Origin of the sequence: Gordonia neofelifaecis NRRL B-59395, assembly GCF_000192435.1 — a bacterium.
Taxonomy (GTDB): domain Bacteria; phylum Actinomycetota; class Actinomycetes; order Mycobacteriales; family Mycobacteriaceae; genus Gordonia; species Gordonia neofelifaecis.
In genome coordinates, this window is sequence record NZ_AEUD01000001.1 from 169,422 (window position 1) to 182,000 (window position 12,579).

Here is a 12,579-nt window from a genome sequence, read left to right on the forward strand (position 1 = left end):
AAATTCAAGTCTGCGAGCTGGGAGGTGCCGGATGACTTTGGACGCGGGCGATGGTGCTGACCTGATCAGCCCTTCCCACATGAACCGCCATCTGTCGGTGGTCCCGAACGATTTCGAGGAATTGTTCGACGCCGTCGAAGAACAGTGGCAAGACCGTGCGCTCTGCGCACAGACCGATCCGGAAGCGTTCTTTCCCGAGAAGGGCGGTTCCACGCGTGAGGCCAAGCGGATCTGCCAGGGCTGCGAAGTCAAGGCGGAGTGCTTGGAGTACGCACTGCACAACGATGAGCGCTTCGGTATCTGGGGCGGCCTCTCCGAGCGTGAGCGGCGCCGCCTGAAGCGCGGAATCATCTGACACGAAGACGTCTTTCCGACCCCTCGGTGCACCGGAGCCTCCCGCCGGTGAGCGCCGAGGGGTCGGGGCGTTTCCGGGGGTCAGTCGTCCTCCGGACCCTGTTCGACGGTCTCCTCGTCGACGCCCAGGTAGGTGGCGACCTGCTCGATCAGCACCTCGCGCAGGATCTCCGGCAGTTCCTCGTCGTCGTGGGCGCGGAGTTCCAGCGGACGGCGGAAGAGGATGATCTGCGCGCGCGTCGGACGGCCGGCCACATCGACGCCCGCCGGGATCAGCCGTGCGAGCGGGACCTGGCCGTCGGCCGTCACCTCGTCCGGCCATTGAACCGGCTCGTCCCCGCGGGGAAGCATGCGCGGAATGTCGTCGACGGCGACGTCGAGCCCGGTCAGATGGTCGTGCCAGCGGCTGTCGATTTCGGCGAACGCCTCGACCGCCGCTGCATCGAATCGATCGGCACGGGTGCGATGCGCGGGCATCGACATCGGCATCAGGCGGCCCCGCAGGCCGCGGCCCCGTCGATCCCGGAGACGGCGCGGCGTCGGGCCGAGGAGTTCGCGTCCGGACTGCAGCGGAACGAGTCGATGGACCATGCCCACAGTTTAATGGCCGGTCGACGTGCGGCCGTGCGCCGCCGCACCGACCGGCCCTTCGGGTCCGCGGCCGGTGAGCGTGTCGATTGTCCGCGGCGGACGCGGAGGCGATAGGCTGAGCGCGTGAGTGTCCCTCGTCAGTGCTGCAGGCCCGGCTGTTCGCGAATCGCCGTGGCGACTCTGACGTTCGTCTACGCCGAGTCGACCGCGGTGATCGGCCCGCTGTCGGCGTCAGACGAACCGCATTCGTGGGACCTGTGCTCCCAGCACGCCGACCGGATCACGGTCCCGGTCGGCTGGGAGATGATGCGCAGCGAGAGCGGCTTCGCACAGCCCGCGGAGGACCAGGAGCTGACCGCACTCGCCGAAGCGGTCCGCGAGGCGACCGTCAGTTCGCCGCGCGTCGGCTTCCTGGCGCACGCGGAGTTCGACGACGGACCACGTGGCCGCCATCGTGCGCAGCCCCGCGCCGCAGGCACGCCGGCTGTGACCCCTCGACCCGGACGCCGCGGACACCTCCGGGTGCTGCCGGATCCGGTCGACTGATCTCTCGCGCGACGCCGATTCCGCTCGCGACCCTTTCTCGCTGAGCGACTACTAGGCTGTGATTCATGTCTGCGTTGACTACTGACCTCGACGATGTCGACGGTCTGCTCGCCGCCGACCGCGACGGTCTGCTGCAGTCCGCCGCGATGACCGGCGCACAGGTGCGCGCGGTGTCGCAGGCGCAGTCCGAGGGAGCGCTCGAACGGCTCGCCGATCTGCGGCCGCGGGCGGTGGTGGTCGTCACTGGAGCCTCCGCCACGGCGCGCCGCGCGGCCGACCTGGTGGCGGCGGTCGTCGCCCCGCGCATCGACGTCCCGATCATCACCGCACCGGCTCTGCCCGGCTGGATCGGCCCGCTCGACGTGGTCGCGGTCGCAGGCGACGACGCGGGCGACCCCGCGCTCGCGGATGCGGCGATGCGCACCTTGCGTCGGCGCGCCGAACTCGTCGCGGTCGCGCCGGTGGAGGGGCCGTTGCGCGACGCGATCGGATCGCAGCCGATGGTCGACCTGTCACCGAGATTGCGGGTGGACGACCGCTTCGGGTTCAGTCGATTCGTGGCGGCCCTGCTCGCCGTCTGCACTGCGCTGACCGCAGTCCGGCTGACGCCCGCCGCACCCGATCTCGCGGAACTGGCCGACCGGCTCGACGGTGAGGCCGCCGCTGACCACCCGGGCCAGGAGAGCTTCCACAACCAGGCCAAACTGCTCGCGCTCCGCCTCGCCGACCGACCGGTGGCCTGGGCGGGAGACACACCGGGTGCGGCGGTGATCGCCGCCCACGCCTCGGCGATCGCGTTCGCCGTCGCCGGAACCGTCTCGACGGCGACGGCAGAGCCCGTGCTGGCGCTACGACTGCGCGAAGGGGCGGCAGGCGCCGCACCCGTCGACGACATCTTCTACGATCCGGAGATCGACCCACCGCGTGCGGCGTCGACCCGCGGGATACTGTTCACGACTGCGGCCCGCCGCTGGTATGCCGAGCGGAGGTCAGCGGCCCTCGGCGACATCGACATCGTCGCCGAGCAGCCTGCCGACGGAGCCGACGGCAGCGGTGAACCGGCACCGGCGGCCGCGATGAGCGCGGGGGATCCGTTCACGGAGACGCCCGCCGACCTGGGGGAGTACCTGGTGCTGGCACTGCGAGCGGAGCTCGCCGCGGTGTTCGTTCGATTGATGGGAGAAGCGGCCTGATGAAGCTGCTGGCTGGAGTGGTGCGGCCGTACGCGTGGGGATCGCGGACCGCACTGGCCGAGTTGCGCGGCACACCGAGTCCTTCGACGCACCCCGAGGCCGAACTGTGGTTCGGCGCGCATCCGGCGTCGCCCGCGAAGATCCTGGGCGAGATCGGCGGGCCGGAGGATCTGCTCGCCGCGATCGAGGCCGACCCGGAGCATGAGCTCGGCGCCTCGATCACCGATGAGTTCGGGCCGCGTCTGCCGTACCTGCTGAAGATCCTCGCCGCGCAGGAACCGCTGTCGTTGCAGGCGCATCCGAGTCTGGACCAGGCGATCGCCGGTTTCGAGCGAGAGAACGCGGCCGGACTGGCCATGGACGCGCCCGATCGCAACTACCGCGATCCGTCGCACAAGCCTGAGCTCGTGGTGGCGCTGACCGAGTTCGACGCGCTCGCCGGTTTCCGCGATCCGCATCAGACGGTCGAGCTGATGGAACTGCTCGCGGTGCCCGGACTCGCCCCGTACCTCGGCATGCTCGTGGAACAGCCCGACGAGACCGGTCTGCGCGCGGTCTTCACCACGTGGCTCACCCTGCCCGACTCGGTGATCGGAGCGCTCGTTCCCGATGTGCTCGCGGGCGCGATCCGCGTGCTGGGCAGCGCCGACCAGCGGTTCCGACTGGAGCTGCGATCCCTGCTGGAACTCGGGGAGGCCTACCCGGGTGATCCGGGGGTGCTCGCGTCGATGCTCCTGAACCGCATTCGACTGCAGCCGGGCGAGGGCATCTACCTGTCGGCGGGCAATCTGCACGCCTACCTGCACGGGACGGCCGTGGAGCTGATGGCCAACTCCGACAACGTGCTGCGCGGCGGGCTGACACCGAAGCACATCGACGTCCCGGAGCTGCTTCGCGTTCTGGACTTCCGTCCGGTGACCGTCGAAGCGCTGAAGCCGGACGTGCGCAGCCTCGGCGCCGAGCGGATCTACCTGACTCCGGCACCCGAGTTCCGCCTGTCTCGTATCGAACTGGACGGAACCGGCGTGCACGCGGCGCAGTCGATCAGTCTCGATGTCACCGGACCGCAGATCCTCGCGGTGATCTCCGGCCGCGTCGCCGTGGAGGGCACGGGCGGCGGGGAGCATCTCAAGGCCGGTCCGGGTGACGCGGTCTGGCTGTCCGCCGCCGATCCTGACGTCGTGGTGCGGGCGGTATCGTCGAATGCCGTCGTGTTCCGGGCAATCGTCCCGGAACTCGGTCGCTGACCGGCCGTCATTCGATCTCGGTCAGGCTCCGCTCGGCCGCCGTCGAGACCAGCCGCACCGGTATCTCGCGGTGACGTCCGAGCGCGCGGACGGCGCCCGTCTGCGGATGCTGCACCAGCGCCGGGATCCCGGCCGGCGGAGCCCCGTCCGCGCGGACCCGCACCAGCGTCGTTCCCGAGGGTGCCACGACGGCGCCCTCCGCGGTGTCGTCGATCAGGACGCGCGACGGTCGTCGATCGGTTCCGCCGATCGTGAGCAGCCCGTCGCCGACCGCCCCGGCGAGTCGGCGCCATCGCTCGGGCACCTCCGAGATCACCGACGTCGTGAGGCCGATCGCCGTCAGCCGTAGTGCCACCTGCCGGGCCAGTGCGTCGTCGCCGACGAGGTCCGTGCGCGGCACCCCGGGACCGGCCATCCGGAGGGCGACCGCCGACCCCGACGGGTCCGCGCCGACGATCTGGCCGTCGCCCGCCAGCGGGACCGACACCGAACCGCAGAGCCTCCGGGTCGCGGTGGGCGAGGCACCGACCGGCAGCTCGTCGCCGAGGCGCCGGACTGAGCGGCGCGGCGGTGTGGGGGTCGTCGGCAGACCGGCGAGGGCCGTCGCGCGGTCGTCGACGCGCGTGAGCCGCAGTGCATCCGACTCGGCGGTCGTCCGCGGGCGACCGCCGTTGTCGCGCAGCAGCACCGCCAGCCGTGGGCCCGCCGGGGTGGCGACGAGCCGCAGAGTCAGCACCGTCGAGACCGATCCGTCCGCGCCCGGAGAAGCGAGGAGCGTCGCGAGCGACTCGGGGGCGCTGCCCGTCCAGCGGTAGGCGGTGAGCGGAAATCCGTCCGCGTGCGGACCGTCGGGCCCGGCGACGATGCGATCGACGGGTGCGCCCTCAGTCAGTCCCTCGGTCAATCCGGTGATCTCCGCCGCAGCGAGCGCGCGTGCGCCGACTCCCGCGTCGGCGAGACGGGCCCGGACCAGGCGGATACACCAGACCGCGGTCCGCAGGGCTCCGGTGCTCCCTCCGCCGCGTGCCCGGACGGCGGCCGGGTGGTCGGCCGGACGAATCCGGAGAACGAGGTGGACGGTGCGGTGCGCGGGGATCCGCAGCCCGCCGAGCAGCGTCCGGTACGCACGGGCCGCGGGATCGTCAGCGCGACAACCTGCGGTGTGACTGACGATCTCCGCAGACCACGGCGCGACGTCCGCGGCGGTCATCGAGGCCAGCACGGCCGCGAGGAGCGGGGGCTCGAGAGCGGGGGAGCCGACGACCAGCGGTGCGGGTGCGGGCGGCGCGATCGCCAGCACGCCGATCATGCCGTCGCCTGCTCGTCGGAACCCGATGAAGCCGTCATCCGTCGGCACGTCGAACGGCGCAGACGTCTCCTGTGCGGCGGCACGCCGCGACAGCGTCCTCGATGGCAATGTGATGCTCCCCCCGGAACAAGGACTTCGCGAAATCGCAGTGGGACGAGGCTATCCCGGGACTAACGTCCACGTGGGGGAATCGATCGGGGGGATTGATGTCACGGCATACGACCACGCGTGCGCAGGTGAGCGGATACCGGTTCGGGGTGGCGCGAGCCACGCACGCACTGGTCCGGCACGACGTTCGGATGACGCATGATCCGATGCGTTCGCAGTCGAGATCGTTGCTGGCCGGCGCGGTCGTCGCGCTTCTGGTGGTCGCCGGGGCGGCGGTGTACGGACTGGTCCGTCCGCAGCCGAGTGTCGGCGACGCGCAGATCGTTGCGGCCGACGGGGGCGGTCTGTACGTACTGCTCGACGATGTGATGCATCCGGTGCCCAACCTGGCGTCCGCGCGGCTCATCCTCGGGCAGCCGCTGCCGGTGCGCCGGGCGAGCGATGCCTCGCTCGCCGGGTACCCGCGCGGCGCGGAGGTCGGGATCGTCGGGGCACCGGGCGTGCTCGCCGGGCCGGCCGACCCGGACCGGTCGACGTGGACGGTGTGCGAGGACGCACAGGGCAGCGCGGTGATCGCCGGTGCTCTCGACCCGACGCTGACCGATCCCCTCGATGCCGAGCTGGTCGAGCACGCGGGCACGGCGTGGCTCCTGTACTCCGTGCCGGGTCCCGGTGGGACGTCGGTTCCGGTGCGGGCGCCCGTCGACCTGTCGCGACCCGAATTGATCCGATCGCTGGGCCTGGCCGACGCGACCGCCCGCGAGGTGGGCGCCGGGTTGTTGAGTTCACTTCCCGCGCGAGCGGAACTGCGAGTGCCGGAGGTACCGGGACGAGGCGGTCCCGGAGTACTGGGCATGCCGGTCGGCACCGTGGTCGCCACCGTGGCCGTCGACGGCACGTCCGCCTATCACCTGGTGCTCCGCGATGCGGTGCAGCCGTTGTCGGAGCCCGCGGCCGAGATGATGCGACTGGCCGATCCGGACGCTGCGGATCGGGTGCGGCGCGTTGCTCCGGGCGCGGTCGCGGCACTGCCGGAGCGCGAGGAGGTGCCGCTCGGTGATTTCCCGGCGAGACCGCCTCGGGTCGCCGACCGGCCGTCGCCCGCGCTGTGCCACCGCTGGAGCCGGGACGCCGACGGAGAGTTCGCGACCGCGGAACTGCTGGCGGCTCGCAAGCTGCCCATCCCGAGTGGCGCGCAGGCGGTGCGACTGGCCTCCGCCGACGGTCCGGGACCGGCGCTGGACCGGGTCTTCGTCCCGCCGGGATCCGGCGCTCATATCGTCCTCACCGGCGTCGAGCCCGACTCGCCGAGAGCCGCCACGCCGTATTACGTCAGCGACGCCGGGGTGCGGTACCGGTTGTCGGGCGGCGGCGTCGGACAGATGCTCGGGTTGCCGGACCCGATGCGCGCACCGTGGCCGATGATCGCACTGCTGCCGGAGGGGCTGGAGCTGAGCCGCGAGGCGGCGGCCGTCATGCGGGACGCGGTCAGTAACCGCTGACCAGGCGGCGGACCATGGACTCCCAATCGTCGGCGATCTCGCTCGGACTCATGCCGACGACGTCGAGCAGGTGCCGCACGGTGACCGCCATCAGCGGTGCCTGGACGGCGTGTGCGGTCACGTCGAGGCGGCCCGCGAAGCCCAGCTCGGCGAGCAGCATCCGCACGTGCATCGTCGACATCGCCCACACCGGATGGGACAGGTGATCGGGCTGGTCCGCGCCGGCCTCGAGCAGGATGTCGAGATGGTCGACGGTCATTTTGAGTCGGGCGCGGCCGTAGGCGATGAGCCGGTCCAGCGGTGCGGCCCCCGGTCCGAGGGGCTCGGGTCCGGACAGGAAGGCCTGCTGCAGGTCGGACTCGGAGTGGTCGAGCAGGGCCAGCATCAGGCCGGTGCGGTTGCCGAAGCGCCGGAAGACCGTTCCCTTGCCTACTCCCGCGGCCCGCGCCACCGCGTCCATCGTGACGGCCGCTGCCCCCTGGCTGTCGATCAGCGACTTCGCGGCGGCCAGCAGCAGGCGGCGATTGCGCGCCGCGTCGGCCCGCTCCGGCGAGACGGCGGGCTCGTTCGCCACATGCAGTTCAAGGGGGCCTGGGCCGTCGGGAAGCATGACCTGACTCTAGAGCATGTCGGCCATGTCGTGTTTGCGGCTGCCGCGCTCGAATCGTGCTCCGACCTGCGCCTCGACGACTGTGTCGGGTGTCACCGCGGATTCGGGAATCCTCACGGACCGTGGTCCGTTTACCCAGAGGTATCCACGAAACACTCGTCAGGAAGAGTTATTGAACATGTCTGAAGGCAACATCAACATCGCAGTCCTCGTCGGCAGCCTCCGTGCCGGTTCGCACAATCGCGCGCTCGCAGAGCTCGCGGCGGCCAATGCTCCCGAGGGCGTGTCGTTGACCATTGTCGAGGGCCTGAACGACGTGCCGTTCTACAACGAGGACATCGACACCGCGGACGCGATCCCCGCCGCGGCCGCCGCACTGCGTGACGCCGGAGTCGCCGCGGACGCCTTCCTCTTCGTGACCCCCGAGTACAACGGCACCATGTCGGCCGTGCTGAAGAACGCCATCGACTGGCTGTCGCGTCCGTACGGCGCCGGTGCGCTGTCCGGCAAGCCTGCCGGCGTCATCGGTGCGGCGCTCGGCCAGTACGCGGGCACCTGGTCGCGCCAGGACACCCGCAAGTCGATCGGTATCGCGGGCGCGAACGTCGTCGAGGCCGTCGAGATCGGCATCGGCACCGGTGCGCTGGGCGACGAGGGCGTGGCCACCGCCGAGACCATCGAGCAGCTCGTCGAGGTCGTGCGCGTGCTGACCGCAGAGGTCGCCGTCGCGGCCTGATTCACAGGCTCTCCGGCGGGGCCGGTCGCGGATGTCCGCGACCGGCCCCGCCGTCTTTCTCGGGTGGGTCGCGGCCGATCACACGGAATTGTCCTACCCGGGTGGTTGACTCCTCGTCAGGAGGCAGCGCAGACGCACCGCGGCGCGTGTTTCGCCGGGCTCCAGGGCTAGTGGAAGGGGCAGTTTTGAGACACGCCGAAGGCGCCGAGACACGCCGGGCCACCTGTGGACAACTGCCGCGCGACCTGGGAGTTTCAAGAATGTTATTCACAAGTTCTTGTGGTCTAGGAAAACGTCACCCACTAGGTGTAGTGTTTGGGTTGTCCGGGGGGCGGGCGGCAACCGAGCGAATCACACGGATGTCGTTCACTGTGAAAGCAGAGGATCCGGTCAGAGAAGTCCAGCAAGTCACTCGCAGCAGATCATTCATCTCAAGGGAGTTCATCGATGGCCATCACCGTTTACACCAAGCCCGCCTGCGTCCAGTGCAATGCGACCTACAAGGCCCTCGACAAGATGGGCTTGGAGTACGACGTGGTGGACATCAGCCAGGACGACGAGGCTCGCGACTACGTGATGGCCCTCGGCTACTTGCAGGCACCTGTCGTCGTGGTCGGCGACGAGCACTGGTCGGGATTCCGTCCGGACCGCATCAAGTCGCTCGCCGCCAGCGCGGCCTGATCGGGGCGTGCCTCATGGCCGCCGACCCCGATCCACAGAATCCGCTCATCGTCTACTTCTCCTCGGTCTCGGAGTACACCCATCGCTTCGTTCAGAAGCTGGGGCTGCGGGCCGTCCGAATCCCATTGCTCGACCGCACCTCGTCGTTCCGCGTGGACGAGCCCTACGTGCTGATCACCCCGACCTACGGGGGCGGGAAGATCAGCGACACGGGGAGCGTGAGTTCCCACGCCGGCGGCGGGTACGTGCCGAAGCAGGTCATCAAGTTCCTGAACGTCGAACAGAACCGTTCGTTGATCCGGGGCGTCATCGCCGGAGGCAACACCAACTTCGGTGAGGAGTTCGCGCTGGCGGGCGACATCGTCTCCCACAAGTGTCAGGTGCCGTTCCTGTATCGCTTCGAGCTGATGGGAACCACTGACGACGTCGAGAGGGTGCGTGCGGGTCTAGCTCAGTTCGTCGCTAGCTCCGCGTTCACCGGCCAGGCCGCCTGACCGCGGTCCGGCCACCACAATTCGTAGTAAAAACCACGTTCCACCAGGGAGAAGCAGTGTCGCCCACCGCAGTTTCTGTCAGCGAATCAACCGTCTCGGCGAGCAAGTCGGGGGTGCACACCGGGCCCGCGGGGCACGAACCGGGGGACCTCGACTTCCACGCGCTCAACGCGATGCTCAACCTGTACGACGCCGACGGCAACATCCAGTTCGACAAGGACCGGGAAGCGGCGCGGCAGTACTTCCTGCAGCACGTCAACCAGAACACCGTGTTCTTCCACGATCTCGATGAGAAGCTCGACTACCTCATCAAGGAGAACTACTACGAGCCCGAGGTCCTCGCGAAGTACGACCGCGAGTTCGTCAAGCTCCTGTTCGGTCATGCGTACAGCAAGAAGTTCCGGTTCCCGACCTTCCTCGGCGCGTTCAAGTACTACACCAGCTACACGCTCAAGACCTTCGACGGCAAGCGCTACCTGGAGCGCTTCGAGGATCGCGTCTGCATGGTGGCGCTGACCCTGGCGGACGGCGACACCGCGCTCGCGCGGCACCTGGTCGACGAGATCATGGACGGCCGCTTCCAGCCGGCCACTCCGACCTTCCTGAACTCGGGCAAGAAGCAGCGCGGCGAGCCGGTCTCGTGCTTCCTGCTCCGCATCGAGGACAACATGGAGTCGATCGGGCGCTCCATCAACTCGGCACTGCAGTTGAGCAAGCGTGGCGGCGGCGTCGCACTGCTGCTGAGCAACGTCCGTGAGCACGGCGCGCCGATCAAGCGCATCGAGAATCAGAGCTCCGGCGTCATCCCGATCATGAAGCTGCTCGAGGACTCGTTCAGCTACGCCAACCAGCTCGGCGCACGTCAGGGCGCGGGTGCGGTGTACCTGCACGCGCATCACCCGGACATCTACCGCTTCCTCGACACCAAGCGCGAGAACGCCGACGAGAAGATCCGCATCAAGACCCTGTCGCTCGGCGTGGTGATCCCCGACATCACCTTCCAGCTCGCCAAGGACAACGACGACATGTACCTGTTCAGCCCGTACGACGTGGAGCGCGTCTACGGCAAGCCGTTCGCCGATGTGAACGTCTCGGACGAGTACCACGCGATGGTCGAAGACCGCCGGATCCGCAAGTCGAAGATCAAGGCGCGCGAGTTCTTCCAGACGCTCGCCGAGCTGCAGTTCGAGTCGGGCTACCCGTACATCATGTTCGAGGACACGGTGAACCGGTCGAACCCGATCGACGGCAAGGTGACGCATTCCAACCTGTGCTCGGAGATCCTGCAGGTCTCGACGCCGTCGGAGTTCAACGAGGATCTGACCTACTCGCAGGTCGGCAAGGACATCTCCTGCAATCTCGGCTCGATGAACATCGCGAAGACGATGGACTCGCCCGACTTCGGGCAGAGCATCGAGACGGCGATCCGCGGTCTGACCGCCGTCGCCGATCAGACCTCTATCGAGTCGGTGCCGTCGATCAAGCGCGCCAACGATGAGGGCCACGCGATCGGCCTCGGCCAGATGAACCTGCACGGGTATCTCGCCCGCGAGCGGATCTTCTACGGCAGCGAAGAGGGCATCGACTTCACGAACATGTACTTCTACACGGTCCTGTTCCACGCCATCCGCGCGTCGAACAAGATCGCCAAGGAGCGCGGCACCACCTTCGCGGGCTTCGAGAAGAGCAAGTACGCGAGCGGTGAGTTCTTCGACAAGTACACCGACCAGGTGTGGGAGCCGGCCACCGAGAAGGTGCGCGAGATCTTCGCCAACGCCGGGCCGGGCGAGAGTGGGCAGCTGTTCTCCGACAACGGGATTCACATTCCGACGCAGGACGACTGGCGTGAGCTGAAGGCGTCGGTCCAGAAGTACGGCATCTACAACCAGAACCTGCAGGCGGTGCCGCCGACCGGTTCGATCAGCTACATCAACCACTCGACGAGTTCGATCCACCCGGTCGCCTCGAAGATCGAGATCCGCAAGGAAGGCAAGATCGGTCGCGTCTACTACCCGGCGCCGTACCTGACCAACGACAACCTGGAGTACTACCAGGACGCGTACGAGATCGGCTACGAGAAGATCATCGACACGTACGCGGCTGCGACGCAGCATGTCGATCAGGGGCTGAGCCTCACGCTGTTCTTCAAGGACACCGCGTCGACCCGAGACGTCAACAAGGCGCAGATCTACGCATGGCGCAAGGGAATCAAGACGCTGTACTACATCCGTCTGCGTCAGATGGCCCTCGAGGGGACTGAGGTGGAGAACTGCGTCAGCTGCATGTTGTGAGTGTTACCGTCAGTAACGGTTAATTCTCATCGGCCCGCCTCTCACGGAGGCGGGCCGATCGCACTCCATCGGGCACTCCGGATGTCTGACCCCATCGGTATTGTCCGAGCCACATATCCAGGGATCGACTCGTGAGGAGTGCACAGCCGTGGAAGAGTTGCCGGGCGGTGTGATCTACGGAGTGCGGTTGCGCTCGAGCTACGACTACCGGTACATCGGCTTAACGACCAAGACCGCAGAGATTCGCCTGAAGCAGCATCTCAAGGCCGCGGCGTACGGGCGGAGGAAAGCGCCGTTCTATGACTGGCTACGCAAGCAGGACCCTGCCGAGGTAATCGCAGACGTGCTCGCGTGGATCGAGGGTCTGGACGAACTCGGGCAAGCCGAGATCGATTGGATCGCCTATCTACGGAAGGACGCGCAGCCGCTCCTGAACTTGTCCGATGGAGGGTTGGGACCCACAGGAGTCGAGTGGACCGCGGAGATGCGTGAGGCAGCGCGTATTCGGTCTACAGGCCGCAAGTGCGTGAGTCGGTTCGGTGAGGAGAACCCTTTTCGCGGGCGCACGCATTCGGATGATCAACGGGCCAAGTGGAGCCGTGAACGCAAGGGCACGAACTCCGGTTCCGACAACCCGAACTACGGCAAGTTCGGAAAGGACCATCCTTCGTTCGGCCACAAGATGTCGGCCGAGGCTCGGGCGGCCCTGTCGGAGCAACGCCGAGGGTCCGGCAACCCCAACTTCGGCAAGAAGGCCAGCGCCGAGACGCGCGCCAAGATGTCAGCGGTCCGGAAGGGACGCCCCATGCCGTCGAGTCGCCGGAGTGCGCACACCCGGCACCACACGAACAAGGGCGTATTCAAGGCGACGTGTCGGCATTGCCGGGACGATGCGGCCGCGTCGGGGGACTGACCCG

At 68.2% G+C, this 12,579-nt stretch carries 13 protein-coding genes; 10 read left to right on the forward strand and 3 right to left on the reverse strand.

Annotation, left to right across the window (positions count from 1 at the left end; all coding sequences use genetic code 11):
- Positions 1–31: 31 nt before the first annotated feature.
- On the forward strand, positions 32–355 hold the full coding sequence (locus SCNU_RS00915; RefSeq protein ID WP_050792720.1) for a WhiB family transcriptional regulator: 324 nt from the start codon (positions 32–34) through the stop codon (positions 353–355).
- Positions 356–435: 80 nt separating this feature from the next.
- Here SCNU_RS00915 and SCNU_RS00920 read toward each other — a convergent pair whose 3' ends face one another.
- Positions 436–945 carry a metallopeptidase family protein gene (locus SCNU_RS00920; RefSeq protein WP_009677462.1) on the reverse strand — a complete coding sequence of 170 codons (510 nt, stop codon included), beginning with the start codon at positions 943–945 and terminating at the stop codon, positions 436–438.
- 123 nt (positions 946–1,068) lie between these two features.
- Between SCNU_RS00920 and SCNU_RS00925 the strand changes: the two genes are divergently transcribed.
- The 3 genes from SCNU_RS00925 (at position 1,069) to manA (ending at position 3,931) form a co-directional block, all read left to right on the forward strand.
- Positions 1,069–1,491, forward strand: a complete 423-nt coding sequence (locus SCNU_RS00925) for a DUF3499 domain-containing protein (RefSeq protein ID WP_083812519.1) — start codon at positions 1,069–1,071, stop codon at positions 1,489–1,491.
- A 65-nt stretch (positions 1,492–1,556) separates the two neighbouring features.
- Complete coding sequence (locus SCNU_RS00930) at positions 1,557–2,684, forward strand: hypothetical protein (protein WP_009677464.1); 1,128 nt, start codon at positions 1,557–1,559, stop codon at positions 2,682–2,684.
- On the forward strand, positions 2,684–3,931 hold the full coding sequence (gene manA, locus SCNU_RS00935) for a mannose-6-phosphate isomerase, class I (protein WP_009677465.1): 1,248 nt from the start codon (positions 2,684–2,686) through the stop codon (positions 3,929–3,931). Before SCNU_RS00930 ends, manA begins: the two co-directional genes overlap by 1 nt.
- Positions 3,932–3,938: 7 nt before the next feature.
- Here the strand turns inward: manA and SCNU_RS00940 are convergent, their stop codons facing one another.
- Positions 3,939–5,348: a type VII secretion protein EccE gene (locus tag SCNU_RS00940; RefSeq protein WP_040517299.1), complete on the reverse strand. Its 1,410-nt coding sequence runs from the start codon at positions 5,346–5,348 to the stop codon at positions 3,939–3,941.
- A gap of 98 nt (positions 5,349–5,446) precedes the next feature.
- Here SCNU_RS00940 and eccB point away from each other — a divergent pair, with 98 nt between their 5' ends.
- Positions 5,447–6,850 (forward strand): type VII secretion protein EccB, encoded by a 1,404-nt coding sequence (gene eccB / locus SCNU_RS00945; protein ID WP_009677467.1) that lies wholly within the window; start codon positions 5,447–5,449, stop codon positions 6,848–6,850.
- Here the strand turns inward: eccB and SCNU_RS00950 are convergent.
- Positions 6,837–7,460, reverse strand: a complete 624-nt coding sequence (locus tag SCNU_RS00950; RefSeq protein ID WP_050792721.1) for a TetR/AcrR family transcriptional regulator — start codon at positions 7,458–7,460, stop codon at positions 6,837–6,839. The genes eccB and SCNU_RS00950 overlap by 14 nt on opposite strands.
- 178 nt (positions 7,461–7,638) lie before the next feature.
- On the opposite strand from SCNU_RS00950, the gene SCNU_RS00955 reads away from it, so the two are divergent.
- From SCNU_RS00955 to SCNU_RS00975, 5 genes are all read left to right on the forward strand, one after another.
- Positions 7,639–8,196, forward strand: a complete 558-nt coding sequence (locus tag SCNU_RS00955) for an NAD(P)H-dependent oxidoreductase (RefSeq protein ID WP_009677469.1) — start codon at positions 7,639–7,641, stop codon at positions 8,194–8,196.
- 447 nt (positions 8,197–8,643) lie between these two features.
- The gene (gene nrdH, locus SCNU_RS00960; RefSeq protein ID WP_009677470.1) at positions 8,644–8,877 is read left to right on the forward strand and encodes a glutaredoxin-like protein NrdH; all 234 of its coding nucleotides are present in this window, start codon (positions 8,644–8,646) and stop codon (positions 8,875–8,877) included.
- 14 nt (positions 8,878–8,891) lie between these two features.
- On the forward strand, positions 8,892–9,371 hold the full coding sequence (gene nrdI / locus SCNU_RS00965) for a class Ib ribonucleoside-diphosphate reductase assembly flavoprotein NrdI (protein ID WP_009677471.1): 480 nt from the start codon (positions 8,892–8,894) through the stop codon (positions 9,369–9,371).
- Positions 9,372–9,427: 56 nt separating this feature from the next.
- The gene (gene nrdE / locus SCNU_RS00970; RefSeq protein WP_040517300.1) at positions 9,428–11,662 is read left to right on the forward strand and encodes a class 1b ribonucleoside-diphosphate reductase subunit alpha; all 2,235 of its coding nucleotides are present in this window, start codon (positions 9,428–9,430) and stop codon (positions 11,660–11,662) included.
- 148 nt (positions 11,663–11,810) lie between these two features.
- On the forward strand, positions 11,811–12,575 hold the full coding sequence (locus tag SCNU_RS00975) for an NUMOD3 domain-containing DNA-binding protein (protein WP_009677473.1): 765 nt from the start codon (positions 11,811–11,813) through the stop codon (positions 12,573–12,575).
- The last annotated feature ends 4 nt before the right edge of the window (positions 12,576–12,579 follow it).